The following is a 25,457-nucleotide window of genomic DNA, read 5'->3' on the forward strand; positions in this document are numbered from 1 at the left end:
CGGACTCTCAGCGCCACTCTCCCCTGCTCCCTGCCTCGGTCCTGGCCGCTCCCCCACCGGCGCAGCTTCCGTCGACTGTTCCACATCGAAACACCTGTGACGCAGCACGCACACCTACGGTGGAAGCAGGCACACCGACGCACCGCCGCCAGGCGCTGCGCACTAATCTCGTCCCATTTCTTGGCGCATCATCACCGTCGCTTGCGAAGACCGGAGACAGCGTTGCGCCGACCCACAGTCCTGCTTCAGACCCACAGTCCTGTTTCAAAGGAGAAACAAATGACACACCCAATGACTTCGCGGCCCGCGATGACACCGCGGCGGGCGGCCACAGCTGCGCTGCTCGGCAGCGCCCTGGAGTACTACGACTTTTTCGTGTACGGCGCCGCGGCCGCCCTCGTTTTCAACGTGCTGTTCTTTCCCTCCGGCGATCCCACCGTTGCGCTGATCGCATCGTTCGCCACCTTCGCAGTGGGCTACGTGGCACGGCCCGTCGGTGCGGTGGTGATGGGACACTTCGGCGATCGAATCGGCCGCAAACGCGTCATGCTGGCCACGGTCGTCATGATGGGCATCGCCTCCTTCGCCATCGGCTGTCTTCCGACGTACGAGCAGGTGGGCCTGTTGGCCCCGGCACTGCTGGTGGTCCTGCGCGTCGTGCAAGGCTTCTCCGCGGGGGCCGAGTCGGCGGGAGCCTCGACATTGACCGTCGAGCACTCACCCGTCGGGCGCCGTGGATTCTTCACCAGTTTCGTTATGGTCGGCTACGCAGTCGGCTGCTCGCTGGCCACCATCGTGTTCCTGCCGGTGGCGCTCCTGCCCGCCGGGGAACTCTACAGCTGGGGCTGGAGGATTCCCTTTTGGCTCAGCGCCGTCGTCGTCGTCATTACTTACTACGTGCGGAGCCACCTGGACGAAACGCCGGTGTTCGCCGATGCGAAGGAAGAAAGCGCAGTTCGCAGGCTGCCGCTGAACGACGTGTTCAAGTACCACTGGCGGAAGGTCATCCGCGTCGCCGGGGCATCACTGATGGCAGCGATTCAGACCCTGTTCGCCGTGTTCAGCCTTTCGTACGCAACCTCAGTCGGGGTGGACCGGAGCGCGATGCTCGCGGTCATCTCCGGCGCAATTGCGCTGTCGATTGTCGGCATCCCGGCGGCCGGCTACCTCTCCGACGTCATCGGACGCAAGAAGACGATGCTGATCGCCTCTGCCGGCTGTTCGCTCACAATCTTCGGATACCTTTGGGCGATCTCGACGACGGATATCGTGCTGATCGCGATTTTCGCGTTCCTTAACATGACGCTGTTCTTCAGCTGCTACAACGGCGTGTGGACATCGTTCTTCGCCGAGCAATTCCCGGCACCCGTCCGGTTCACCGGCATGGCCGTCAGCAACCAGCTCGGCAACCTACTTGCCGGATTCGCCCCGATGGTCGCGGCGATTCTCCTCAAGCCGGGCCCGTCGGGCTGGCTTCCGGTGGCAATCTTTGGCGCGGTTGCCGCAGGCATTGCCGCGGTCGCGGTGATCGGGCTGCGCGAGACCTCCAAGACACCGACGGAACTGCTCGGTGGCCCCCGGGCGGCGGACCAGGTGCGTCAACTGGACACCGTCACGACCGCCTGATCCGGCTCCCACGTGAGCCAGCCCTGGCTGGCTCACCTGGGCTCACTCGTTTCCGGCATCGGCGCCCAGCAGGGCACGCGCCTGGAGGATCGCTTGTTCGACGTCGTCGTTGAGGTCTCCGGTGGGGAGTGAGCCGAGTTCACCGCGGAGCAGGCCGACGTCCTTGAGAAGCAGGTCGTACTGGACGTCGACGAGGTTGTCGCTCATCCAGCTCTGCCCAGTGGAGACGCCGATGACCTCGAAGAGGTCCCCGGCGGGTACTCCGTGTTCGGCTGCGAGGTTGAGCATCCGAGCTGTGGCGGCCAGGTTGTAGGTAGCCAGGGCGTTGTTGAGGAGTTTCACCAAGGCCGGCTGGCCATAGGACTGCATCCGGAAGACGCGGCCGGAGATGTCAGCCAGCAGCCTGCCCTCGGCATCGGTGGGGGCGGGGCCGGCGAGGAAGATGGTCATCGAACCGTGGCGTGCACCCTGGGGGCCGCCTGAGACCGGGGCTTCGAACGCGCGCCAGGACTCTGGAGCCGATGCAAAAATCCTCCTGGCATCCGCGGGTGCGAGCGTGGTGTGGACGAAGACGGTCAGCGGCCGTTCGGTGTGGTCTTTGAGGGCCTCGAACACGGAGGAGACCTGGTCGGCCAACCGCACCGCAATGTGGACGCTGTCGACCGACGACCAGTCAACAGCGGCGAGGTCGTTGCCGGCAGGTGATTTGTTCTCGTCCGACCACTCGCGGATGCGGTCCTGGTTGAAGTCGTAGCCATAGACCGCTTGTCCCAGCTCGGCGAGGTGTGCGCCGATGTTTCCGCCGATGGGTCCGAGTCCTATTACCAAATGCATGAGCGTTCCTTGAGTGTGAGGGAGGAGATTGTGGAGGGCGAGGGGCGGAGGAGCATCTCAGTGCGTGGGTGAATCCGGGGTCAGACCGCGCTCTGCCATGACCTCCTTGACGAGGGTCAGTGCGTTGAGTACGCGCGGGAACCCGATGTAGGGGATGCAATGGATCAGGGCACCGACGATCTTCTCTTTGGTCAGGCCCACGTTGAAACCTGTGTTGATGTGCAACTTCAACTGGGGCTCGGTGCCCAGGGCAACCAGCGTGGAGATGGTCACCATTGTCTGCTCCTGCTGGGTCAGGGCAGTCCGGGAGTAGATGTCCCCGAAGGCGAAGGAGACGATGTAGTCGGACAGGTCCTCGTCCAGGCTCCTGTAGGACTCGACGAGCTTGACGTGGTCGAACGTGTTGGCGTGTTCCGTGGAGACGAGTTCCATCATGCGGTCGAGTCCGCGCTGGTAACGATCTGTGGCCATGTCGGCGCTCCTAAAAGTGCGTAGGGTGGTTGTGGGTTTGTCGGGTGGGTTGCTTCAACCACCCGCGAAACGCTACGTTGCGTAGCGTTATTAACATTAGCGCTTCTGGCGCGGAACGGGAAGGGGCGTGGATGTGGCTAACCCCACAGTGACGGGCGAGGACGGGACAGCCGCGGCCCCTCAACCCGCGGACACGGGTCGGCGCGCGCGGACGGAGAAGTTGATTCTTGCCGCCACGAGGGAAATGCTCGCGGAGTCTGGGGTCAACGGCCTGACTGTCGAGGGCGTGGCGAACCGTTCCGGCGTGGCCAAGACGACCATCTACCGCCGGTATCGGTCGAAGACCGACCTCGCACTGGCCGTCCTGCTGGACTCGGTCGAGTACCTGGGGACGACGCCGGATGTCGGGGATACGTACGCCGAACTGGCGGCAGTGGTTGACCGCACCATCGAGCTCCTTAGCTCCACCCTGATAGGCCGCATCATGCAGGGCCTCGTATCGGAGGTCGCTGCGGACCCGGAACTTGCGCGTGCTTACCGGGAGCGGGTGGTGAACCGCCGGGTGGCAGATGTACGCCTCCTGGTGGAGCGGGGCATCTCCCGAGGAGACCTGAGCCCGGACGTCGACGCCGAGATGCTCACCGACCTCCTGCTGGGGCCGATCTACTACCGGTTCTTCCTGAGTGGCTCGCCGCTGGATGAAGGCTTTGGGGTCCGGCTGGTCAGCACGCTGTTTTCGCGCCGACCCGCCCACGGGGGCACGCCGTAGAAGCGATGACGGCGCGGGGGCCCGTGCCGACGTCGGTCCCCGGACTGTCATTCGAAAACGACGGTCCAGCGTGCCTTACATGGGCACGGGCATGTATAGCCCGGGCAGCAGCTCCGGGTGTGCCGGGACGAAGAGCGCGAAAACGATCAGCGAGACACCGGTTATCCGGCTGAAGGCGGGCCCGTATTTCCATGTCTTCTCCAGGAAGATAACTACCGTGAGCACGGCCATCCACGCCAGGTTCATCACGCCCACGGCAATCAGCACCACCATGAGCCCCCAACAGCAGCCGACGCAGTACACGCCGTGGTACATGCCGACGCGGACGTCCCGCAAGCGGCCCTTGTACCCGGACACGTGCAACAGGAAGGCTATGGGCGACCGGCAGTGCCTGAGGCAAAAGTCCTTCAGCGGGGTGAGCTGGTAGGCGCCGGCCGCCACCAGCACGGCACCTCCCACCCAGGGCGCGATATCCGGCGCGTCCTCAGCCAGCAGTCCGGCGAGCGCCGCGGCCGCGTAGGCCACGACGCCGAATCCGATCCATGTCAGAAGGTAGCCGCCTACCAGGGCCGTTGTCCGGATGGCCCTGACCCGGCGGCTGCGCACGGCGCGGATGGATCTGAGATACGTCGAAGTCAGGGGCGCCAGCGCCGGCAACATCATGGCTGCCATCATCAGCGTCCACACCGCCAGGAAACCCCAGAGCCTCAATCCCATCGTTCCCGGGCCCGTGGACATGTCGGAAAGGCCTAGGAACGTCAGGTACCAGGCCAGCGCGGCGCACCCGATCAGCGCCAATTCTCCGGCATGGTGGCCAGCTGTCAGGCGGCTCCTGCCCGGCACCTAAGCGGACCAGGCGAAGGGGGCCGAGAAGGAGTTCTTCCCGGCGTTATCCCAGGTCATCCCGAACACGTCGACGCGGGCGGTGCTGGATGTGCCGGCTGCCAGAGTGTCGGCCGGGAATCCGACCCCGCTAATTTTCACTCCTCGCCCTGTGGAATCAAATGGATTCATGAAGTCCTCGACCACCATCTCGACTGCACTGCCAATACGCACCTGGTGGACACGCCCGTCGTCGGCGTAGGCCATCTCCAGGGACTCCATGCCCGCCATTTCACCGATCAAGGGTGCGAGGCCCTCCATCGGTCCGCCGAGCTGGCCGCCGAAGACTGCACCGAGCGCTTCGGCCTGCTCGGCGGAGGCGGCGGCGTCCATCAGGAGACCGACCTTCCAGCCCCCCTCACTCATCAGGGCCGGGGTATCGGCGAGGACGCAGACTGTCAGACCGCCGACGTCGACACCGTTGACTTCACCGGTTTCCACGTGGAAGGCCAAGGCCACGTTGCAGCGGTCATTGTCCGCCGGTGCCGTCTGTCCTGTCGCCGTACACGGGCAGACCATATCGCAATTGCAATTCTCAAAATATGTACCCTCGACATGCCACGGCATTTAGGGCTCCTTTCGAAGAGGCCCCCCAAAACAAATCCTCCTCGCGGCCCTGAACAGTGTCAACGCCATGCGGACACCCATGCGAAGGACACTCTCGGGCGGCCCCGCGCATCGAATAAAGGGGCGCGGGTCGTCCGGCCGGAATGGGCGCCAGGGCGACTTTTTACGTCTGCCCAGCGGTGCAACACCGCTGTTAGCTGGCCGGCGTCACGACGTCCTCCAGCATTGACCTGTCGAAGAATCGGACCTCACCCGTTGCCTGGAAAAACACCGGGACGACCGAGGTGCTCGGGTCCTTCGAGGTTTCGTAGATCTCAGGCGCGCCCCCGTGTTTGCGCGCGATGGTTCCAACCAGGTCAGTGCCGCGAACCCGGACGGTTCGATATTTGTAGCTCATGTGGACCCCTTCGTCTGCCGACCCCTTCGTCTGCCAAGCCAAACCCTACTCCTGAAAAAGTGTCAGCCACGCCGTTGCACGCGTGCCAGAATCCTCATATGACCAAGGAACGAAGTGAACTGAAGAGCACCGGATACGAGATCTTCATCGGTATCCTTTCGATCCTGTCGATTGTCAATCTCGTGCTCTTGTATGTCGTGCAGGACCAATACCTCGACACGGTGCTCACCGTGATGAACGCCATTTTCAGTGTGATCTTCCTTGCGGACTTCCTCTACCGGATCGTCACCGCGCCATCGGCCGGCGCCTATTTCTTCAAACACTTCGGCTGGGCCGACCTGCTGGCCAGCGTGCCTGTCGCGCAATTCAAGATCCTGCGCATCTTCCGGCTGATCCGGGTGTACCGCCTGCTCCGCGATGTCGGCGTCCGCACGATCAGCCGCGCGCTGATCAAGGATCGGGCCGGCAGCTCCCTGTACATCCTGCTGCTCATGGGCATTCTCGTGCTCGAATTCGGCAGCCTCGCCATGCTCCGCGTCGAGCAGTACGCCCCAGGGGCCAACATTACGAACGCCTCCGACGCCATCTGGTACACCATCGTCACGATCTCGACAGTCGGATATGGTGACCAGTATCCGGTCACCGACCCGGGCCGTATGATCGGGGCAGGCATCATTGTCCTCGGTGTCGGCATCTTCGGCACATTCACCGGCTACCTGGCCAACTTCTTTCTGTCTCCCAAGAATCCCGCACCGCCGGTCGATGCCGCCGGGACGGGAACCGCGACGGTCGAAGGACTCCGCCAGCGCCTCGAAGAGTCCGAAGCCAAGCTCACCGAGATCAGAAAGCTGCTTGCCGGGCCAACCGGGTGAACGTTCGTCCCATAGCTGCCGCCATCTGACCCGGCGCCTCTATTGAAGAGCGCTCATGGCGACGGGGGCGTGAACTGGCTGGCGGTAAACTCAGCTCCCTGGGGGTCCCGGATCAGTGCCGTGCGCGTCCACTCGGTCTCGCTTTGGCTAAGGACTTGGGCGCCGAGTCGCTTCGCCTCAACCACCGTCTGGTCCCGGTCGGCAACGGTGAACGAGACGTGCCAGTGCGGCAGTTCGTCGGGGGCCGTGGTCGCGATCCAGGCGATCGCATCCTCGAAGCCAGGTGGAGGGGCCAGCGCTGACTGCCTTTCCCTGATGCCCGGATCGATTGTCGCCTCAAGGTGATCACCGTAACCGGGCCTGCGGATCATCATCGCGAAGCCGAGGTCGTCGACTTGCCAGCCAAACACGTCCTCATAAAACTTGCTGGCCGCGCCGGGGTTAGGCGTGTGGAGATCGCTGAAATTCCAGGACCCCGGCTGATTGGCCACCTGTGCCCCCAAGCGTCGCTTGGCTTGCCAGATGCGGATCCCGACGCCCCCTGGATCGGTCAACGCCGCACTGCGGTATCCGCGTCCTCGACGGATACGTAGGTATTCCATGTCGCGGCACCCCGGGTGTCCGCCATCCCGGCGACGTCCTGGCCATCGAACTTGGCAATCAAGTATCGGCCTGGCGCGCCCGCCGGCACGGCGTCCTCGAACGTCCAGCCAAAGAGGCCGGCATAGAACTCGGCGGCCGCCTCGACGTCGGGCTGCTCGGTGTCGATCCAACACGGTACGCCCTCAGGGTAGGTTCGCTGGGTCATGTCTCGCTCCCGCAGTCCCTTTCGTAGTACCGCCTGGCGTGATCAGTCCTCGGCCGGGGCATCGGCTTCAGCCTCAAGCTCGGCTTCGAGCTCGGCTTCGGCCACTGCGATGACAAAGCCGAGCGCAATGGCGAGGTTTGCTGCCTGCCGCCACGATCCGGGGAGTGCCGACAATGGGCGCAACTGCGATGACGGTGCCCTGGACATCATCTGCCGTGACGCCGACGTCGACCACCGTACCGGCGTTGAGCAGGTAGGAGGCGGGTGGAGCGTCGACGGAGACGAGGGCCGCGATACGGGCCAGCATCAACTCGCGGGGAACAAGGGTGGAGCGTTCGAGCGACACGGCGGTGATGTCGGCGAGGGCGTCGACGACGGGGGTTTCTTCTTCGGCCATGATCATGTCTCCATCTGGATTCGGTGTTGGGTGCCGAGCCGACGGCACGGGCGAGGGGCCCGGCCCGTCTGCAAAGTAGCCCTGTACGTCCCAGGGAGACATCACCCCCGCGGGATGAACCGATCGCCGGCCATCGGACTCCGTAACAGACGGGCCTCGAGCGTGCGAAAGGATCACTTCTCGGTAGCCGCCAAGTAGCGAGGTCGCCTTTGACGCACAATTGCTGACCCGCCCAAAAGGATTTGAGCCCGATGTATCCGTCGGCCCCAATGCCGAGAGATATACCCGTTACGGTGTCGGCTGGAAGAAGGTCTGGATGAAACGTAGGAGTCGGTGAGTCCGTCATATGTGGGGCCGAAATCGGCCATGGGGCGTGGCTGACCCGCGGGCAGCGCATCAAGTAGATCGTTCGTTGCGGATGAGCCGGATGTCAAGAAGCGGCTGCCATGCTTGTCCCATGGATGACCAGGTTGGTGCCGCGCAGCCGCAACCCCGGCCGTCTGCCTATCGGACCGGGCGGATGGAAGCATTCAGCGACGGCGTGTTCGCCATCGCGATAACGCTCCTCATTTTGGAGATTTCGGTCCCTGCCGGCTCCCACGAGAACCTCGTCGGCGCGCTGGTCGACCTGTGGCCGTCGTACTTAGCATACTTGGTCAGCTTCTCGACGATTGGGGCGGTCTGGTTTGCCCACACGGTCATCACCGAATACCTCGACCATGCCGACTCGGTGTTCGTACGGCTGAACCTGTTACTGCTCCTGGTTGTCTCGTTCCTGCCGTTTCCGACGAAGTTGCTGGCCGAATTCATCCACGAAGCCGGGCCCGAGCGGATCGCGGCGACCGTCTACGGCATCAACCTGCTCCTATCGATGATCATGATTTCGGTGACCTGGCGATATGCTGTCCGCGCGCGTCTCGTGCGCCCGGATCTGGCTGATGAGGATGTGAAGACCCTCACCAAACGGCTCACGCCGACGCTGGGCGTGTACGTCGCCATGATCCTGATTGGGCTGGTCCAGCCAGTCATCGCCGTCTTCGGCTATCTGGCACTCGCCCTGTTTATCCTCCTGCCGTTCAGCGCCATCCGGCGCCGTTCCCGTTCCGCTTGACCGGCGGGTAGGCAGAATCGGGGGCTTTGCATTCAAGATTCCTGTCGATGCGCTGTGGCCGCCACGGCGGGCTGAGCATCGGTTCATCCCATGGGGGTGATGTCGTCCTCCGCTTTCGAGGGTTACGTTGATGTCGAGTCGCAGCGACCGGCCCCGGTCGCGCCACTCGCCATACAATCACCGCAACCAGATGGAGACATGGCCATGGCCGAAGAAGAAACCCCGATCCTGGACGCCCTCGCCGACCTCACCGCCGTATCGGTTGAACGCTCGACGCTTGATCCTCGCGAGTTGATGCTGGCCCGGATCGCTGCCCTCGCCGCCGTCGACGCCCCGGCCGCGTCCTACTTTTTCAATGCCAGTACCGCGATGGATGTCGGCATCACCAGTGAGGACATCCAGGGCATCCTGATCGCTGTTGCCCCAATCGTCGGCACCCCCCGGATCGTGGCGGCAACCGGCAACCTAGCCAGCGCCCTGGGCTTCGCCCTCGAATTGACCGAGGCTATGGCCGAGGCAGAAGCGGAAGCCGAGGGCTAATCCGGTCCGGACCACGGCGCCGTGGCGCGCGGGCTCGTGGAGGGGAACCTGCACGGGCGGCATATCGCCTTCGGGCTACGCCGGAATGATCCTCGTCCCGGTCTGTGCAGACGACGTCGTGGGGTCCGGTGCTGACGTTCTCCTCTCCGGTCCACGCATTCCGGCTCAATGTGGCAGGGGACGCGTAGATTTGCCCCGGGTGGTTATGACCGGTTTGGATCGCACGGATAGGCAGTTATTTCTGGCCCCACCTCGTGACTCGCCGGCACCCTGGTGGATGGAGCCGAGAGTGGAGTTGGTCGCGCGGATCCGAAGCGAGGCCCGGGCATGTCGGTTCGTGGCCTTGCGGTCCTCCGCAGGGTTCACTGGGGTCGTGTCGGCCGATCAGGACGAAGCGGCTTCGATGAACTTCTCGTCACCCACCTTCACGGCCTTGACACCGGACGCTGTCTCCGGACGGTGTGGGGCAGGACCGACCCGTCAAAGGCAAGCGGCCTTTCGCACCCGGACCGGGGCGCTGGCCAAACCGGTAGCGAAGGTCCAACTCTTGCCCCGGCAGGCACACACGGGCAGTGCCAAAAGTCATTGGTTCGGCGAAGAACCCTGGCAGGCAGCCGGGCCGGGGAGGCCCAGCTAGGTTGGCTCGGTGAGCAGCTTTCTGATCTCGGTGAGCTTGGCTTCGGACTCTTCGAGGCGCAGGCGGAGTGCTTCGACCGTCGCGCTGGTGTTGGCCGCATCGACGGGCGGTGCGGGTTCCTTCTTCCGGGGAGCCAGGAAGAAGTTGGCCAGGTAGCCGGTGAAGGTGCCGAAGATGCCGACACCGACGACGATGATGCCCGTACCGAGAATACGGCCGGCACCGGTGACCGGATACTGGTCACCGTATCCCACTGTCGAGATCGTGACGATCGTGTACCAGATGGCGTCCGAGGCCGTCGTGATATTGGCCCCCGGCGCATACTGCTCGATGCGGAGCATCGTGAGGCTTCCGAATTCCAGTACGAAAATGCCCATGAGCAGCAGGATGTACAGGGAGCTGCCGGCCCGGTCTTTGCTCAGTGCGCGGCCGATTGTCCGGATGCCGACGTCGCGGAGCAGGCGGTACACCCGGATCAGCCGGAAGATGCGCAGGAACTTGAGTTGCGCGAAGGGCATGCTGGCCAGCAGGTCGGCCCAGCCGAAGTGCCTGAAGAAATAGGCGCCCGCCGATGGCGCGGTGAGGATCCGGTAGAGGAAGTCGGCGAGGAAGATCACGCTGAAAAGGGCGTTCATCACCTCGAGCACGGTGTCGAGCGACTGCTCCCGCGCGGCATACACGAGCACGAGATTGACGATCGACAGGAGCGAAAGTATTCCGATGAAGATCTCATATCCGATGCTCTTCAGTTCACTGCGTTCCCTGGTCATGTGAGGATTCTGGCACGAAAGCACTCAAGTACCCGACACTTTTTGCCCTTCTCTGACCGGACCGCAGTGCCGCTGTTCAACAGCCTGGCGCGCAAGTACCCGGCCTGGGGCCTCGCCGGGATCGAGGCAGGCGCATGGTCTAAATGTCGTTAGCCGCTCCCCGACGGCGACGACCGCTGCATGCACGCCGCCACGAAAATTCCCCTGCATTAAGTAGTCTTACTATGCAAGCTTCCAGCAGAGTCGAGGAGGTTAAAGTGGCCGGACATTTGGAGTTGGAGCACTCGCTGCAGAGTGGTGGCGGCGTTCTGATCGTGGACGCTGAGAAGTCTTTGACAGGTACTTCGGACGCCGGTCTGGAAAGATCCGTTATGGGCCGAGCCGTTGCCTGGTCAGGCACATGCGGCCGCCCTCAACCAAAGGTGGGGTAGCAATGGTGCCAGGTTCAAAATCCGAAAAGAAACGCGGGGTCCTTTTCGACGTCGACGGGACCTTGATTGACTCCAGCTATTTCCATGCCCTTGCCTGGTGGCAGGCGTTCCGGGGGGAGGGGCTGGACATCCAGATCTCGGCTATCCACCGCTGCGTCGGCATGGGCGGCGACAAGCTCATCGAACACTTGGTCCCCGGGTGCACCACGGACATGCAGGAAGACCTCAAATCCGCGCACGGCGCCGTGTTCTCCACGTTTTGGCCTTCCCTGCGCCCCTTCGACTCTGCCCGGGACCTCCTGGCCGCATGCTCCGGCGCCGGGCTGGCCGTGGGTTTGGCATCATCAGCGCAGGAGCGCGACCTGGACGTCGCCCGGCGCCTCCTGGACGCCGGCACGTCCATCGATGCGTGGACCAGTTCCAACGACGCCGACGAGAGCAAGCCCGCTCCCGACATTCTGCTGGCGTGCCTGGACAAGCTTGAGCTCAGCCCGGCGGACGTCGTGTTTGTCGGCGACGCCGTCTGGGACGTGTTGGCCGCAGCGGCAATCGGAGTTCCCGCCATTGCCCTGACCTGTGGCGGAATCAGCGAAGCCGAGCTGCGGGAGGCCGGTGCCGCCGAGGTTTACGACAATCCGCGGCACCTGTTGGAGAACCTTGGAAGCAGCGCGATTGGAAAGCTGAGCGCCTGAGGCCTTCCGCCCGTGCGGCTTCCAACGCCTGAACGGCCGCCGAGGCAGCACGGTCTGGAATTCTCAGTCCGTGCTGCCCGGCGGGTGTCCTGCCTGTCTTTACTTGGACGCCGCGGCTGTCAGTTCGCCCCGGCGCCGACGCCTGCCTCGACGGCCGGGCCGCCTGTGGCGCCGGCAAGGCGCAGCCAGGTGTCCACCACGGTGTCGGGGTTCAAGGAAACCGAATCGATGCCTTCCTCGACCAGCCACTCGGCGAAGTCCGCGTGATCGCTCGGACCCTGGCCGCAGATGCCGACATATTTGCCGCGCGCCTTGCAGGCCGCGATGGCCATGCTCAGGAGCTTTTTGACGGCCGGATCGCGTTCATCGAAGCCGCCCGAGACAATCGCGGAGTCCCGGTCCAGGCCCAGGGCCAGCTGGGTCATGTCGTTGGAGCCGATGGAGAACCCGTCAAAGTAGTCCAGGAACTCATCGGCGAGCAGCGCGTTGGATGGGATCTCGCACATCATGATCACGTCGAGGCCGTTCTCGCCGCGGGTGAGGCCGTTCTCCCCCAGCAGTTCGATAACGCCGCGGGCCTCGTCCAGGGTCCGTACGAACGGGATCATTAGCTTGACGTTGGTCAGGCCCATCTCGTTGCGGACAAAGGACAGGGCCTCACACTCGAGGTCGAAGCAGTCCCGGAAGGACGGCTCGAGGTACCGTGAGGCGCCGCGGAAGCCGATCATCGGGTTCTCTTCGTGCGGCTCGTAGGCGGGCCCGCCGATCAGGTTGGCGTACTCGTTGGACTTGAAGTCGGACATGCGCACAATCACGGGTTCCGGCGCGAAGGCGGCGGCGATGGTGGACACGCCCTCGGCCAGGCGCTTGATGTAGTAGTCGCGCGGGCTCTCGTACGCTGCGATGCGCTCACGGATTTCCGTGGCGACGTCCGCCGGCTGCTCGTCGAGGTTCAGCAGTGCCTTGGGGTGGATGCCGATCTGGCGGTTGATGATGAATTCGAGCCGGGCCAGGCCCACTCCGTGGTTGGGCAGTTGCGCGAACGTGAAAGCCTGCTCCGGGGTGCCCACGTTCATCATGACCTTGACGGGGGCCTCGGGCAGCTGGGTGATCTCGGTTTCCTCGACGCTGAAGTCCAGGAGCCCTTCGTAGATCACGCCGGTTTCACCGTCGGCGCAGGACACGGTCACGTCGAGGCCGTCGGAGAGGGCATCGGTGGCGTCCCCGGTGCCGACGACGGCGGGAATCCCCAGTTCCCGGGCAATGATGGCCGCGTGGCACGTGCGCCCGCCGCGGTTGGTCACGATGGCGGAGGCACGCTTCATGATCGGTTCCCAGTCCGGGTCGGTCATGTCGGCGACGAGGACATCACCGGTTTTGAAGGCGGCCATCTGGTCGATCGCGGTGAGGATGCGGACGCTGCCCGCGCCGATGCGCTGGCCAATGGCGCGGCCCTCGACCAGCACCCGGCCGGTCCCGTTGAGCCGGAACCGGCTCAGGCTGCCGGAGGCCCGGCGGGACTGCACGGTCTCCGGGCGCGCCTGCAGGATGTACAGGCCGCCGTCGATCCCGTCCTTGCCCCATTCGATGTCCATGGGGCGGCCATAGTGGTTCTCGATGGCGACGGCGTGCCGGGCGAGCTGCTCGACGTCGTCGTCAGTGAGGCTGAAGCGGTTCCGCAGGGACGCCTCGACCGGCACGAAGTCGATGGTGCGGCCGATTTCGCGGCTGCTCGTGTAGGTCATCTGCAGGGCCTTCTCGCCCAGTCCGCGCTTGAGGATTGCGGGCCGGCCGGCCTGCAGCGCGGGCTTGTAGACGTAGAACTCGTCGGGGTTGACGGCGCCCTGGACGACAGCCTCGCCGAGGCCGTAGGAGGACGTGACGAACACGGCGTCCTGGAACCCGGACTCTGTGTCCATGGTGAACATGACGCCGGAGGCGCCGACGTCGGAGCGCACCATGCGCTGGATGCCGGCCGAGAGCGCCACCTCGGCGTGCTCGAACTTGTGGTGCACCCGGTAGGCGATCGCCCGGTCGTTGTAGAGGGACGCGAACACGTCCTTGATGGCGAGCAGGATGTTCTCGATGCCGCGGACGTTCAGGAAGGTTTCCTGCTGCCCGGCGAAGGAGGCATCAGGGAGGTCTTCCGCCGTGGCGCTGGAACGGACGGCCCAGGACAGGTCCTCAGAGCCGCCGTGCTTGTCCACCAGCTGCTGGTAGGAGTTCCGGATCTGCGCTTCGAAGTCAGGCAGGAAGGGCGTTTCGCGCATGAGGGCCCGGATCTCCTGCCCGGCGGCTGCCAGGGCGGTGACGTCATCGGTGTCCAGGCCGACAAGCCGGTCGGCGATCTTCTGGTCAAGGCCCGAATCCGCCAGGAAGTTGCGGTAGGCATCCGCGGTGGTGGCGAAGCCGTCGGGAACCTGGACGCCGGCGGAGGTCAGGTTCTGCACCATCTCACCGAGGGAGGCGTTCTTCCCGCCCACCCGGTCCAGGTCCTTGAGTCCGAGTTCTGAGAACCACAGGATGTCTGTCGTCATAGTTACTGCTCCTTTGCAGATGATGGCATGCAAGTGCGCCGCCCCGCTTGCGGCGATGGCCGGTTGATGGGCGCAAGTCCTGTCCACAGTGACAGGTCTCCAGCGCACTTTCCACATGACGTGCGCCACACTAAGTTTGTGAAACTTTTCTCTAATGCTTGAGGTTCATCCGCTGCAGGATGGTTGCCGCCATTTCCTCGACGGACACCGTGGCCGAATTCAGGTACGGAATCCTATGGGAGACGTACAGCTGTTCGGCGCTGCGCAGCTCGAAGCCGCACTGCCGCAGCGACGCGTAGGGTGAACCCCGGCGCCGTTCGGTGCGGATCTGGCTCAGGCGCAGGGGGTTGGAGGAGAGCCCGAAACACTTCTCAACGAAAGGCCTCAGCGGCTTGGGGAGCCCTTCGCGTTCAAAGTCTTCGTCCACCAGCGGGAAGTTGGCGGCGAAAATGCCGTGCTGCAGGGCCAAGTACATGGTGGTGGGCGTTTTTCCGCAGCGGGACGGCGCCACCAGGATGACTTGGGCCTTTTCGAGCGCCCGCAGGCTTTGGCCGTCGTCGTGTTCCATGGCGTATTCGACGGCGGCCATCCGGGATTGATACCGCTCCGCATTGCCCAGGCCATGGGCCCTGCCGGGTTCGCCGCTGGCCGGCGAACCCAGGGCCCGCTCCAGCTGTCCGACATGTGTCCCGATGAGATCCACGATGATTCCCTGGCACGTACCCAGGACCTGGCGGATATCGCTGCTTACCGCGGTGGAAAAGACGATCGGCTGCAGGCCAGTGGCGGCCAGTTTGTCGATAGTGCCGACCACCGTCCTGGCCTGTTCGACCGTGGTGATGAAGGGGACCGTGATGCGGTCAAAGTGGTTCGCGGGGAACTGCGTCAGCAAAGTGTTGCCGAGCGTTTCCGCGGTGATGCCGGTGCTGTCCGAAAGGAAGTAGACAGGCCGAAGATCGTCTTTGGTCATGAACGCATTCTCCCCCACGCCGGGACCGGTCCGGTATCGGGCAGCCGGCGGGTCCCTACCCCGCCTCCGGTCCCGGACGTAGACTGCTCGCTTACAACGCCACCAGCTATTCGGGAGATCGACATGAACTATGCAGGGACCGGGAACGAGAAGGCCGTCACGGCAAGTGACCTTAACCGGACACATGTCGGACTGACCGTGAGCTTCCAGCCGGACGAATTTACCGTGGTCTTCGGCCGGATTGGCGCCATTGCGCGCAAAGAGGGTGGTGTGACCATCGCGCTGGCAGGGGTGGACGGTGCGGGTGGCCTGGCGTCCCATTACAGCCTGCCTCCCGCCCAACAGGTCTACGTCCAGCCGGACATGCTCACCAATACGGAGACGACCATCAAGGATTTGTTCGGCAAGGTGCAGGAGAATCTGCGGAGCCACAAGGGAGATCAGCGGCCGGACACCGTGTAGGGCGTCACTGACCCCTGACACGGTCACAGTGCTACGTGTTGAGGTCCCAGTGGACACGGATCGCTTCGGCAACCGGTCCGGCGGTGACATCAATCCGGAAAGCAACGGGCGCGGTCCCAGTCTCTTCGATGACAGCGTCATGGTAAACGCGGCCGCAAGAGGAGCACAAGGTGTAGAGATCCTCGTCCTCAGGCCAGGTAGCCAGCCCCGCGGGCACGGGAACGTTTCCGCCAATGTGAACGGGCATGCCCTGTGAGTTGGCCTGAATCAATCCCTCGCTGCTGACGGTATTGCCGCATACGCAGGTGATGGTGGTGACGTCATGATCAATGACCTCGGCGAATTCGGTATCCATGATCAGTTCCCCTCAGGTTCCGCAGAAGGTCCGGTACGGGCCAAAGCTTTCCGGGGCGGCAGCGGCGTAGCGCTCGAGGCCGGACCGCTCGTCGAAAGGCGAGGCGACTGCGTCCAGCAGCCGTGCCAGCGGATCCAGGTTTCCGACGGTAGCGGCCGCCAGGGCCTCCTCCACCAGGTGGTTCCGCGGGATGTAGACCGGGTTGACCCGGTCCATGGCGTCAGCATCCGGTGCCAAGGCACGCCATCGCCCCACCCAGGCATCGAAAGCTGCCGTGTCCTGAGCCTGGCCCCGGGCGGCTTCGGCACGGCCGCGGGCGGCATTGCCGAGGTGCCGGAAAAACGAGGTGTAGTCGGCCCGTGACTCCTGCATTAAAGCCACAAGTTCGTCCACGAGAGGCGAGGCCACGTCGTCGTCGAGCCCGTCACGGAACCCCAGCTTGGCCTTCATGCCTGCCGACCAGGCGTCACTGTACTGCCGGCGGAACTCGCCGAGTGCTCCCACCGCGAGCTCGACCGCCTGCTCCTCGTCGTCGTGGAGCAGGGGCAGAAGCGACTCCGCGAGCCGGGCAAGATTCCACTCCGCCACCACCGGCTGGTTGCGGTAGGCGTAGCGCCCGCTCTCGTCGATCGAACTGTAGACGGCGGCCGGGTCGAAGCCTTCCATGAAGGCACACGGCCCGTAGTCGATCGTTTCGCCCGAAATCGTCATGTTGTCGGTGTTCATGACCCCGTGAACGAATCCGACGAGCATCCACTGGGCCACCAGCGAAGCCTGGGCGGATATGACCCCTTGGAAGAGTGCGAGATATCGGTTCCCGGCCTTCGCGGCGGCGGGGTGGTGACGGGTCAGGGCGTAGTCGGCGAGGCGGCGAAGGAGGCCGATGTCGCCCGTAGACCGGGCGTACTGGAAGCTGCCGACGCGCAGGTGGCTGCTGGCTATCCGGGTCAGAATGGCGCCGGGCAGGAGCGTCTCGCGCTGCACCGAACGTCCCGTCGCGACGACGGCGAGGGACCGGGTCGTGGGGATGTGCAGCGCGTGCATCGACTCGCTCACGATGTATTCGCGCAGCATGGGACCGACCACCGCCTGGCCGTCCCCGTTGCGGGCAAACGGCGTGCGTCCTGATCCCTTGAGGTGGACGTCGCGGAGCTGCCCGTCCGCGTGCCCGATCTCGCCCAGCAGGAGTGCGCGCCCGTCGCCGAGCCGGGGCGCGTACCAGCCAAACTGGTGGCCGGCGTAGGCCTGCGCCACCGGACTGGCATGGGCAGGGACGGCGTTGCCGGTCAACAGACGCAGACCCTCCGGACTCCGGAGGAAGGCCGGATCGAGGCCCAGCTCAGCGCCGAGGTGCTCGTTGAGCACCAAAAGGTGCGGCTCGGGCGCCTCCTCCGCGCGCCAGGGAATGGCCATCTCCTGGAACTCCCGGGCGAAGCGGCCATCAAATGTGACGGTTGAATGCGCTGTGCCACTCATCTTTCAAGGATACCGGCCACAGCGTCAGCAATGCCGCTGGTCGCGGCGGAGCAGATTCGGGCCGGTGCCATGACGTGGCGCGGAGCTGGTGGCAGGATGGGCGCATGGAACTGCACATCACGGGCGACGCCGCCGCCGACCAACTGCTCAGCAATGACGCGTTCGCACTCCTTGTGGGCATGCTGCTTGACCAGCAGGTGACCATGGAGTCTGCGTTTGCCGGACCCGAAAAGATCCGGACGCGCATCGGGTCCATGGCCCCTGCCGCAATCGCCGAATACGACCCTGCCGGCTTCGTTGAGATCTTCAAGGAGCGTCCATCCATCCACCGCTTCCCCAGCTCCATGGCCGGCCGCGTCCAGGACCTCGCTGCGACCGTCCAAGGCGATTGGAATGGGGACGCAACTGCCATCTGGAACCAGGACGACCCGGACGGTGAGGAAGTGCTGCGCAGGTTGAAGGGCTTGCCCGGCTTCGGAGAGCAAAAGGCCAGGATCTTCCTTGCACTGCTAGGCAAGCAGTGCGGCCTGCAGGCGCCAGGCTGGCGTGAGGCCGCCGGCCCCTATGGCCAGGAGAGCGCATTTCTTTCTGTCGCCGACATCGTGGACCCCGAGTCGCTGAAAAGAGTGCGCGCCAGCAAGCAGGCCGCCAAGGCCGCCATCAAAGCCGCGAAGGCATCCGAGCGCTGATACGGAGGTCCGGGATCAGAGGCTTCCAACGGCTTCGCCGGGGAACACGATTCCGAGCTGGTTCCTGATGGCGTCGGCGACGGCCATGGTCCGGATGGATTCGGCGAGCGGCCGCTGGGGAACCTCCAGCCGCCCTGCCGCAATGGCGCGGGCGACGGCGGCAGCCTCGAAGTGCAGGCCCCCGAAGTGTGCTCCGGCCGGCTCCTCATAGGCCAGCCGGGTACCGTCCGGGAAGCGGACGCTGAACTTGCCTGGCATGTTGAAGGGCCCGTCAATTGACAGCGAAGCCTCGGTGCCCACAATGGTGGCGGACGTCGGCGTGAAATTGTGCAATTGGGTGTTCATCATGGCCTGGCGTCCGCCGGCAAAGGACATGACGGCCGAAAGCTGGGCATTGACTCCGGATTCGTGCGGTTCACCGAGCGCCAGGAGGCGGTCCGGTTCGCCCAGGACGGACGTGATGAGCGAAAGCGGATAGGTCCCCAGGTCCAGCAGTGGCCCGCCCGCCAGAGCCGCGTCGAAGATCCGGTGGCTGCGGTCAAAGTGCTCACCGTATTCGGCGAAGACCGTAGTAAGGTCCCCGAGCATTCCGGAGTCGAGCACTTGCCGGATGACGTCGAACTTGGGCAGGAAAAATGTCCACATGGCTTCGGCGGCGAACAGGCCGGCGGCGGCGGCCCGGCTGGCGATGCCGGCCGCCTGCGCACGGTTGATGCCTATCGGCTTTTCGACCAGAACGTGCTTGCCGGCGTCGAGCGCCATGAGGGCGGCCTCGTAGTGGAAGTTGTGCGGCGTGGCCACGTAGACGATGTCGACGTCGGCGGCCGCCAGCTCCTCATAGCTGCCGAAGGCAGCGGGGATGCCGTGCCGTCCAGCAAAGGCTTCGGAACGGTCCAGCGAGCGGGACCCGATTGCGGCGATAATCTGCGAGGTGTGCGCCTGGACGGATTCCGTAAAGCGCTCCGCAATCCAGCCGGGACCCATGATCCCCCAGCGGAGTGGTGGTGCGGCTCGGGAATCCGGGACCCGGGACACCGGGAGTGAAGAGTTCCCGGTCATATGCCGGCCTCCCTTGTGTTGACATCGATTCGCATGAGACGCATAACCCCTTCCCTGAATTTGTCCTGACATAGTAACAAACCGCTTCATCCGGGAAAAGCCCCTGAAGAGGTAGCCGCTCCACCGCGGCGCCACACACTCGGCCTCCGGCACCCTTCCCGCCGCCCCGCCCGCGGACTTGTCCCTGACCGTGCGCCTCCAGGATGCCCGTCGATACTTTGAGCGCATGTCAAGACAAACTCTTGACTGTCTCGTTAGAGCGCTCTAACGTTGAAGGTGCGTGATCCAGCACCCTCCCGGGAACGCTCCCAATTCAAAGTCCGCCCTCCAGGTCGGCCGAATCGAGGAAGTCAACAATGTCGTTGCACACAGCAAGCTCGCCCGCATCGGGCTCAAAACACCGCGGGTATCTCGCCCGTCTCACTGTCATCTCCACACTCGGCGGACTCCTGTTCGGCTACGACACCGGCGTGATCTCCGGTGCGTTGCTCTACATGCAGGACTCCCTGAGCATGAGCCCGGTCGAAGAGGCCACCGTCGTCAGCGCACTGCTCTTTCCTGGTGCCGCGGTGGGCGCACTGAGCGGCGGCAGGCTCGCCGATAAGCTTGGGCGGCGCGGCACGCTGCTCGTCTGTGCGCTGCTCTTCCTCCTCGGCGCGATAGGCTGCGCCATCGCACCGACCGTCGGGTTCATGGTCGTTGCCCGCGTCATCCTCGGTCTTGGCGTCGGCGCCGCCGCCGTAACGTGCCCCCTCTACCTTGCGGAAATGGCGCCTGCACAACTGCGCGGACGCATGGTCACCATCAACGAACTGATGATCGTGACCGGCCAGATGCTCGCTTTTGCCATCAACGCACTCCTCGACGCCGTCATCCACGACGCCGAAGTCTGGCGCATCATGCTTGGCATTGCCTCCATCCCCGCCATCGCACTCCTGATCGGCATGCTCGCCCTGCCCGAATCGCCGCGCTGGTTCGCTATCCGCGACAGGCTCGACGACAGCCGCCGCATCCTCAACCTCAGCCGCAGCCCTGAGGAAGCCGATTTCGAGTACAAAGAAATCGTTGAGTCCGCGAATACCGCCCGGAACGAGCGCTCCAGCGCCTGGCGCGATCTGAAGAACAATCCCTGGATGCGCCGGCTCCTCTGGGTCGGCATCGGGCTCGCCGCAGCCCAGCAGGCAACGGGCATCAATACCGTGAACTACTACGCCCCCACCATCCTCGAGCGCAGCGGCCTCGGCGTGAGCGCATCGCTCGTGGCGACCATCGCCGTCGGTGTGACGTCGGTGCTGATGACCGTCCTGGGCATCTGGCTGCTGGGCTTCGTCGGGCGCCGCCGCATGCTGGTCATTGGCTTCTCCGGGGTCGTGGCTTCGCAGGCACTCCTCGCAGTCGTCTTCACGCTTCCCCAGTCGGACCTCGTCAGTTACACCATTCTGGCGGCCATGATGCTGTTCGTGGCCTTCGTGCAGTGCTTCATCGGCACGTGCGTGTGGCTATTGCTCTCCGAGATCTTCCCGTTGGCCATCCGTGGCTTCGCGATGGGCATTGCGGTGTTCGCCCTCTGGACCGTGAACGCGGCAATCTCCTTCCTGTTCCCGATCCTCGTCGTGGCCCTGGGCTCAACCGGCACGTTCACCCTGTTCGTGCTGGTGAACATTGTTTCCCTCATCTTCGTGGCGAAATTCGTCCCGGAGACAAAGGGACAGTCGCTGGAAGAGCTGGAGGTGCATTTCCGCACCGGAGGCATACCAATCATCGTGCCCCCCACGGTACCGGGCGAGAAGGCGGTGTCTCTCTGAGAATCGAACGTCCGTAGCCATTGCCGCCAGGGCCTCCCCCACGGGACAGGCATGCGGCCGGCGTCAGGCAGCAGTGGAACCGGCGCGGTTGCCCATGGGGCGGCGGCCGGAACCGCTGTGTTTCCCGCGATACGCTTGCCGGCAGGAGGCCATTTGTCCAGGAGCGAACTGAACCGGCATGGAGCGGCCAAACGCGCCACCATTGAGGATGTGGCGCGCGAAGCCGGCGTATCTCGCGCACTCGTATCCCTGGTGCTGAGGGGTTCACCAAAGGTGAGTGAACAAAAAAAGGAAGCTGTCGCCACCGCCATAGCCGCACTCGACTACCGGCCCAGCAATGCGGCCCGCTCGCTCGCCAGCGGACGGACGCAAACAGTAGGAGTGCTGCTGGACGACCTCTCCAATCCCTGGTTCGTGGAGCTGCTCGACGGCATGCAGAACATCTTCCGGGAGCAGAACCTCCGGATGGTCCTCGGCGATCCCCGCTATCTGGCCCGCCCAGGGGAAAGCCCGGTGTCCGCCTTCATGGAATTGCGCGTCGACGGCCTCGTCATCGCCGGAGACTTCACGGCCGATGAAGACCTCACCCGCGCCACACTGCTCACGCCAGCCGTCGTCGCCGGCACCCGCGCCTTCGACCTCCCGGCAGCGGACCGCGTCACCAACGACGACGCCGCCGGCGCCCGGATGGCCGTCGAGCACCTGATTGGTCTCGGCCACAGCGACATTGCCTTCCTCACCGCTCCCACCGGCTCTGCTACCGTGCGGGCCGACGCCTACCGGGACACCATGACCCGCCACGGCTTCCAGAACTACATCCGAGTGATACCAACGGACTTGAGCGAACATTCCGGCTTTGAGGCAATGAGCCGCCTTATCGACGGCGGCCAGCCCCCCTCAGCGGTCTTTGCCGCCAACGACATCCTCGCCGTCGGTGCGCTCTCGGCCGCCGACGAGCACGGCATCAGCGTGCCGGCACAACTCTCACTGGTCGGATACGACAACACCTATCTCGCCGGGATCCGCCACGTCTCCCTGACCACCGTCGACCCCGTCAGCCGGGACGTAGGCACCCGCGCCGCGGAGCTTCTCCTCGCCCGCATCGCCGACCCCTCCCTGCCGCCACGTACCGAAGTGCTGGCCCCGCGCCTCGTCGTTCGAAGCACCACCGCTCCCGCCGCCCACACCTGACACTCTTGGCCACCCAAGGCGGGCGGCCGGAGGCCACTGCGCTCTGTCATGGTGCAGTGGCCCTGACTAGACTTGAATTGCGCCGGATTAGACGCATGGATTCGTCTCTGGAGGGCAGGATCATGACAGACCGCAGCGACTCCGAATTGCCCGCGGACCAGGCGCCCGCGGACGTGAAACCAGAAGATAAGGAGCTCCGGGGCCGGTACGTCGAAGGAGCGTACGGTAAGGCTGGCGTGCAGAGAGGCCGGCACGCCGAGGACGAGGAAGGCCAATACGTCCAAGGTGACTACGGTGCGGCCGGCAAGGAGGGCGGCCTGCCCGAACCCTTGGGAGACCGAGCCAAGGAATCCGGGCGCTACGTAGCAGCCGACTACGGCGGCGCTGGCACGGCTCCGGGACGCACGGCCGGGTCGGAAATCGGCCAGTACACCGAAGGTGACTACGGCGCGGAAGGTACTGTAGATCCGCTGCGCAAGGCCGGAACAGGTACGCCTGGCGAAAAGCCGCCGGCCACGGACAAGCCCTTCGACACCGGCACCCAGGAGGGCACCTAAAAGCGCCTGCCCGGGGGCAAGCAAGGACGCATCACGAGACTATTCCGGGCTGGTAGGTGCCGGCGCTCCATTCCTGTCCTTGCGGATCGAGGACCCGGCAGCGCCGGGCGCCCCATTGGGTGGCTTCGGGCTCGATCACTGAGGTTCCGCCCGCGGCGAGGGCCTTCTGATGAAAGGCGTCGACGTCTTCGACCAGAAGATACAGTCCCTGGCCGGTTGACTGGCCGATAAGTGGCGGCCGCTGGTAGGCGGCATCGCTACTTGCCACCATTAGCACCGCCTCCCCCATGGAAATCTCGGCGTGCAGCACTGACCCTGCGGGTCCGTCGTGCCGCTGAATAACGCCAAATCCCACGGCCTGGAGCCAGTCCAGGGCTGCGGGTGCGTCACTGTAGCTGAGATAGGCGAATAACTTGGCGTCCATGCCGGAATGCTATTCCCAAGCGCAGCCGTCCGGAACTAGCGTGGCGGAATGAACTCGTCGAAGACCCCCGCCGAGATCCTCAACATAGCCGGCAACGAGGTTCGCATCTCGAGTCCGGACAAGGTGGTGTTCCCCGAACCCGGGCTGACCAAGCTCGACCTGGTCCGCTACTACCTCGCCGTCGCCGACGGTGCGCTGCGGGGCGCAGGCGGCCGGCCCATGGTACTCAAGCGCTTCCCGAAGGGGATCGGCGCTGAGCCGTTCTTTCAGAAACGCGTGCCTGAAAACCACCCCGACTTTATCGACACGGCAACGCTGCACTACGCGTCCGGAACATCAGCCGAAGAGGCCGTCATCCGGGATGCTGCGGGCTTGGCGTGGGTCGTGAATCTTGGATGCCTGGACCTCAACCCGCACCCCGTGCGTGCCGAGGACCTCGAGCACCCGGACGAGCTCCGGGTCGACCTCGACCCGATGCCGGGGGTCGACTGGGCGCAGATCGTCGACGTCGCCTATGTCGCGCGGGAGGTGCTCGACGACGTCGGACTGGTGGGGTGGCCGAAGACGAGCGGTTCGCGGGGACTTCACATCCTCGTGCGCATCGCGCCTCAGTGGTCGTACCGCGACGTGCGGCTCGCCGCAGAGACCCTCGCCCGCGAGGTCGAGAACCGCGCTCCGGGCCTCGCCACCGCGCGGTGGTGGAAGGAGGAGCGCGGCGAGAGTGTGTTCGTCGACTTCAACCAGAACGCCAAGGACCGCACCGTGGCATCGGCGTACTCGATCCGGCCCCTGCCCGACGCCCGGGTCTCGACTCCGCTCACGTGGGACGAGGTTACCTCCACCCGGCCGGAACAATTCACGGTGCCAACGGTGCTTGAGCGCTTCGCGGCGATGGGCGACCCCCACGCCGGGATCGACGATGCGGCAGGGACACTCGACAGGCTCATCAGTCTGGCTGCCGGGCTCGGCCCCGCCGAAAAGCCGCCGCGCGGCGGCGACGGTCTGGGCCGCCGGCAATCGGTAATGCCGCTCATCGAGGTGGCAAGGACCAAGACCAAACCCGAGGCGCTCGCGGCGCTCGAGGAATGGAAGACCCGGCATGCGGACCTCTTATCAGCCCTGCACCCCGCAGACGTACTCGTCGACGGAATGCGGGGATCGAGTTCGCTCTGGTACCGGGTCCGGGTGAACCTGCAACACGTCCCGGAAAATGAGCGTCCGCCGCAGGAGGAGCTCATCGCCGACTACGACCCCTGGGCCGGCAAAGAGTGGCCGGGGCGCCCTGGATCCTGACCGCCGGATCCTGACACCAAGGACGGGGCTCGGGCGTCTTGAGGCTTGTCCAGCTGCGCCAGGGTGTCTGCGTGGCGGTGGGCGACCTTCCATTCGCCATCCTCGCGCCGGTAGATCTGGGTCACGCGCAGTGTGTAGTCCCTCGGCTCTCCGTTTACCGAGGTGCTCGTATGCTCGTACCCAACGGTGTAGGCCATGTCCCCGATCACGTCGGCAGCAATCACCTCGTGCGTGTATGACTTGCAATCCGAGAAGGATGCTTCCAGCTGACGGAAGATGCGCCCCACGTCCTCGGAACCGCTGCCGGACATCCACGCGCCAAGCACGGTAACGGGCTCTCTTCGGGACCAGATGGCGAACCGCGGCGCGGCGTCGCCGTTATGCAGGGCGGTCTCGGCGTCCTTGAGGCGCGACCCAACCCAGGCCATGAAGTCATCCCGCTCACTCACGTCGGACCTCCAAAGGGCTCACTGTCCGTCAACGGCAGGATAGGTCTATCGCCGTCCAGGCCGTCCCGGCCCCGCCATCCTAAGCGTGCCTCGTGGTGGCTGCAAGGGTGGGGGGTTACCTCTGCCCCAGGCAGCTGCGGGCTAGAGGCCTCGCCTCGATTCCAAGCTTTCCGCAAGGGGGTTCAGGCAAGATTCGGTCCGAGGTATGCCAATTGATTGCGGGGTGGTTGTTATGGATGAGAAGCCGAGGCCGAAACTCTCGGCCCTATTTTGGGTGGTTTCCGTTGCCGTTCTGGGTGCACTTGGGGCATTGGGCTGGTATGCGGTGAACGTCATAGCCGCCCTGCTGTCCCCGTCGGTGCGTTGAATATGTATCGACGCTCCTG

28 protein-coding genes are annotated in these 25,457 nt (G+C 64.6%); 12 read left to right on the plus strand and 16 right to left on the minus strand.

Annotated features, from left to right (window positions below; genetic code table 11):
• The first annotated feature begins 279 nt into the window (after window positions 1-279).
• Window positions 280-1,626 carry an MFS transporter gene (locus AC1DDH_RS17835; protein ID WP_476955978.1) on the plus strand — a complete coding sequence of 449 codons (1,347 nt, stop codon included), beginning with the start codon at window positions 280-282 and terminating at the stop codon, window positions 1,624-1,626.
• 42 nt (window positions 1,627-1,668) lie between these two features.
• On the opposite strand, the gene AC1DDH_RS17840 is transcribed toward AC1DDH_RS17835, so the two are convergent.
• Both AC1DDH_RS17840 and AC1DDH_RS17845 read right to left on the minus strand, forming a co-directional pair.
• Complete coding sequence (locus tag AC1DDH_RS17840) at window positions 1,669-2,460, minus strand: NAD(P)-binding domain-containing protein (RefSeq protein WP_476955979.1); 792 nt, start codon at window positions 2,458-2,460, stop codon at window positions 1,669-1,671.
• A 57-nt stretch (window positions 2,461-2,517) separates the two neighbouring features.
• A complete protein-coding gene (locus tag AC1DDH_RS17845; RefSeq protein WP_476955980.1) occupies window positions 2,518-2,931 on the minus strand; it encodes a carboxymuconolactone decarboxylase family protein in 414 nt (137 codons plus the stop codon).
• 133 nt (window positions 2,932-3,064) lie between these two features.
• Here AC1DDH_RS17845 and AC1DDH_RS17850 point away from each other — a divergent pair, with 133 nt between their 5' ends.
• Window positions 3,065-3,700: a TetR/AcrR family transcriptional regulator gene (locus AC1DDH_RS17850; protein ID WP_476851129.1), complete on the plus strand. Its 636-nt coding sequence runs from the start codon at window positions 3,065-3,067 to the stop codon at window positions 3,698-3,700.
• A gap of 75 nt (window positions 3,701-3,775) precedes the next feature.
• Here the strand turns inward: AC1DDH_RS17850 and AC1DDH_RS17855 are convergent, their stop codons facing one another.
• From AC1DDH_RS17855 to AC1DDH_RS17865, 3 genes are all read right to left on the minus strand, one after another.
• Window positions 3,776-4,498, minus strand: a complete 723-nt coding sequence (locus AC1DDH_RS17855) for a DUF2182 domain-containing protein (protein WP_476955981.1) — start codon at window positions 4,496-4,498, stop codon at window positions 3,776-3,778.
• Window positions 4,499-4,543: 45 nt separating this feature from the next.
• A complete protein-coding gene (locus AC1DDH_RS17860) occupies window positions 4,544-5,149 on the minus strand; it encodes a DUF1326 domain-containing protein (RefSeq protein ID WP_476932289.1) in 606 nt (201 codons plus the stop codon).
• A gap of 193 nt (window positions 5,150-5,342) precedes the next feature.
• Window positions 5,343-5,546: a hypothetical protein gene (locus AC1DDH_RS17865; RefSeq protein ID WP_043435465.1), complete on the minus strand. Its 204-nt coding sequence runs from the start codon at window positions 5,544-5,546 to the stop codon at window positions 5,343-5,345.
• Window positions 5,547-5,644: 98 nt separating this feature from the next.
• On the opposite strand from AC1DDH_RS17865, the gene AC1DDH_RS17870 reads away from it, so the two are divergent.
• On the plus strand, window positions 5,645-6,418 hold the full coding sequence (locus AC1DDH_RS17870; RefSeq protein ID WP_476851132.1) for an ion transporter: 774 nt from the start codon (window positions 5,645-5,647) through the stop codon (window positions 6,416-6,418).
• A 53-nt stretch (window positions 6,419-6,471) separates the two neighbouring features.
• Here the strand turns inward: AC1DDH_RS17870 and AC1DDH_RS17875 are convergent, their stop codons facing one another.
• From AC1DDH_RS17875 to AC1DDH_RS17885, 3 genes are all read right to left on the minus strand, one after another.
• Window positions 6,472-6,909, minus strand: a complete 438-nt coding sequence (locus AC1DDH_RS17875) for a VOC family protein (protein ID WP_476955982.1) — start codon at window positions 6,907-6,909, stop codon at window positions 6,472-6,474.
• 59 nt (window positions 6,910-6,968) lie between these two features.
• Entirely contained in the window at window positions 6,969-7,226 is a 258-nt protein-coding gene (locus AC1DDH_RS17880; RefSeq protein WP_476955983.1) for a VOC family protein, read from the minus strand.
• Between the two features lie 73 nt (window positions 7,227-7,299).
• Window positions 7,300-7,623 carry a carboxymuconolactone decarboxylase gene (locus AC1DDH_RS17885; RefSeq protein ID WP_476955984.1) on the minus strand — a complete coding sequence of 108 codons (324 nt, stop codon included), beginning with the start codon at window positions 7,621-7,623 and terminating at the stop codon, window positions 7,300-7,302.
• Window positions 7,624-8,080: 457 nt separating this feature from the next.
• Here AC1DDH_RS17885 and AC1DDH_RS17890 point away from each other — a divergent pair, with 457 nt between their 5' ends.
• Window positions 8,081-8,734: a TMEM175 family protein gene (locus AC1DDH_RS17890; protein WP_476857362.1), complete on the plus strand. Its 654-nt coding sequence runs from the start codon at window positions 8,081-8,083 to the stop codon at window positions 8,732-8,734.
• Window positions 8,735-8,938: 204 nt separating this feature from the next.
• Window positions 8,939-9,274, plus strand: a complete 336-nt coding sequence (locus AC1DDH_RS17895) for a carboxymuconolactone decarboxylase family protein (protein WP_476851136.1) — start codon at window positions 8,939-8,941, stop codon at window positions 9,272-9,274.
• Between the two features lie 633 nt (window positions 9,275-9,907).
• Here the strand turns inward: AC1DDH_RS17895 and AC1DDH_RS17900 are convergent.
• Window positions 9,908-10,681 carry an ion transporter gene (locus AC1DDH_RS17900; RefSeq protein WP_476851137.1) on the minus strand — a complete coding sequence of 258 codons (774 nt, stop codon included), beginning with the start codon at window positions 10,679-10,681 and terminating at the stop codon, window positions 9,908-9,910.
• A gap of 433 nt (window positions 10,682-11,114) precedes the next feature.
• Between AC1DDH_RS17900 and AC1DDH_RS17905 the strand changes: the two genes are divergently transcribed.
• Window positions 11,115-11,804, plus strand: a complete 690-nt coding sequence (locus AC1DDH_RS17905) for an HAD family hydrolase (protein ID WP_476955985.1) — start codon at window positions 11,115-11,117, stop codon at window positions 11,802-11,804.
• Window positions 11,805-11,923: 119 nt separating this feature from the next.
• Here AC1DDH_RS17905 and ppsA read toward each other — a convergent pair whose 3' ends face one another.
• Window positions 11,924-14,341 carry a phosphoenolpyruvate synthase gene (ppsA, locus tag AC1DDH_RS17910; protein ID WP_476955986.1) on the minus strand — a complete coding sequence of 806 codons (2,418 nt, stop codon included), beginning with the start codon at window positions 14,339-14,341 and terminating at the stop codon, window positions 11,924-11,926.
• 151 nt (window positions 14,342-14,492) lie between these two features.
• On the minus strand, window positions 14,493-15,311 hold the full coding sequence (locus tag AC1DDH_RS17915) for a pyruvate, water dikinase regulatory protein (RefSeq protein WP_476871978.1): 819 nt from the start codon (window positions 15,309-15,311) through the stop codon (window positions 14,493-14,495).
• 123 nt (window positions 15,312-15,434) lie between these two features.
• Here AC1DDH_RS17915 and AC1DDH_RS17920 point away from each other — a divergent pair, with 123 nt between their 5' ends.
• A complete protein-coding gene (locus tag AC1DDH_RS17920) occupies window positions 15,435-15,773 on the plus strand; it encodes a hypothetical protein (protein ID WP_476857366.1) in 339 nt (112 codons plus the stop codon).
• 31 nt (window positions 15,774-15,804) lie between these two features.
• On the opposite strand, the gene AC1DDH_RS17925 is transcribed toward AC1DDH_RS17920, so the two are convergent.
• Together AC1DDH_RS17925 and AC1DDH_RS17930 are read right to left on the minus strand one after the other, a co-directional pair.
• On the minus strand, window positions 15,805-16,128 hold the full coding sequence (locus AC1DDH_RS17925) for a hypothetical protein (RefSeq protein ID WP_476851141.1): 324 nt from the start codon (window positions 16,126-16,128) through the stop codon (window positions 15,805-15,807).
• A 12-nt stretch (window positions 16,129-16,140) separates the two neighbouring features.
• Window positions 16,141-17,604 carry a protein adenylyltransferase SelO gene (locus AC1DDH_RS17930; RefSeq protein ID WP_476955987.1) on the minus strand — a complete coding sequence of 488 codons (1,464 nt, stop codon included), beginning with the start codon at window positions 17,602-17,604 and terminating at the stop codon, window positions 16,141-16,143.
• 104 nt (window positions 17,605-17,708) lie between these two features.
• Between AC1DDH_RS17930 and AC1DDH_RS17935 the strand changes: the two genes are divergently transcribed.
• The gene (locus tag AC1DDH_RS17935) at window positions 17,709-18,293 is read left to right on the plus strand and encodes an HhH-GPD-type base excision DNA repair protein (protein WP_476932283.1); all 585 of its coding nucleotides are present in this window, start codon (window positions 17,709-17,711) and stop codon (window positions 18,291-18,293) included.
• 15 nt (window positions 18,294-18,308) lie between these two features.
• Here the strand turns inward: AC1DDH_RS17935 and AC1DDH_RS17940 are convergent, their stop codons facing one another.
• Complete coding sequence (locus AC1DDH_RS17940; RefSeq protein ID WP_476955988.1) at window positions 18,309-19,352, minus strand: Gfo/Idh/MocA family protein; 1,044 nt, start codon at window positions 19,350-19,352, stop codon at window positions 18,309-18,311.
• A gap of 356 nt (window positions 19,353-19,708) precedes the next feature.
• On the opposite strand from AC1DDH_RS17940, the gene AC1DDH_RS17945 reads away from it, so the two are divergent.
• The 3 genes from AC1DDH_RS17945 to AC1DDH_RS17955 all read left to right on the plus strand — a co-directional run bounded on the left by AC1DDH_RS17945 (window position 19,709) and on the right by AC1DDH_RS17955 (window position 22,905).
• Window positions 19,709-21,157 (plus strand): sugar porter family MFS transporter, encoded by a 1,449-nt coding sequence (locus tag AC1DDH_RS17945; protein WP_476955989.1) that lies wholly within the window; start codon window positions 19,709-19,711, stop codon window positions 21,155-21,157.
• 51 nt (window positions 21,158-21,208) lie between these two features.
• Entirely contained in the window at window positions 21,209-22,348 is a 1,140-nt protein-coding gene (locus AC1DDH_RS17950) for a LacI family DNA-binding transcriptional regulator (protein WP_476955990.1), read from the plus strand.
• A gap of 95 nt (window positions 22,349-22,443) precedes the next feature.
• Window positions 22,444-22,905 carry a hypothetical protein gene (locus AC1DDH_RS17955; RefSeq protein WP_476955991.1) on the plus strand — a complete coding sequence of 154 codons (462 nt, stop codon included), beginning with the start codon at window positions 22,444-22,446 and terminating at the stop codon, window positions 22,903-22,905.
• Between the two features lie 31 nt (window positions 22,906-22,936).
• On the opposite strand, the gene AC1DDH_RS17960 is transcribed toward AC1DDH_RS17955, so the two are convergent.
• On the minus strand, window positions 22,937-23,329 hold the full coding sequence (locus AC1DDH_RS17960) for a VOC family protein (RefSeq protein ID WP_230009733.1): 393 nt from the start codon (window positions 23,327-23,329) through the stop codon (window positions 22,937-22,939).
• A gap of 48 nt (window positions 23,330-23,377) precedes the next feature.
• Here AC1DDH_RS17960 and ligD point away from each other — a divergent pair, with 48 nt between their 5' ends.
• Window positions 23,378-24,622, plus strand: a complete 1,245-nt coding sequence (gene ligD / locus AC1DDH_RS17965; protein WP_476955992.1) for a non-homologous end-joining DNA ligase — start codon at window positions 23,378-23,380, stop codon at window positions 24,620-24,622.
• Here the strand turns inward: ligD and AC1DDH_RS17970 are convergent.
• Window positions 24,574-25,071, minus strand: coding sequence for a nuclear transport factor 2 family protein (locus AC1DDH_RS17970; RefSeq protein WP_476955993.1), 498 nt, complete (start codon window positions 25,069-25,071; stop codon window positions 24,574-24,576). The genes ligD and AC1DDH_RS17970 overlap by 49 nt on opposite strands.
• Between the last annotated feature and the right edge of the window lie 386 nt (window positions 25,072-25,457).

The organism is Arthrobacter sp. 10T425 (genome assembly GCF_056393985.1).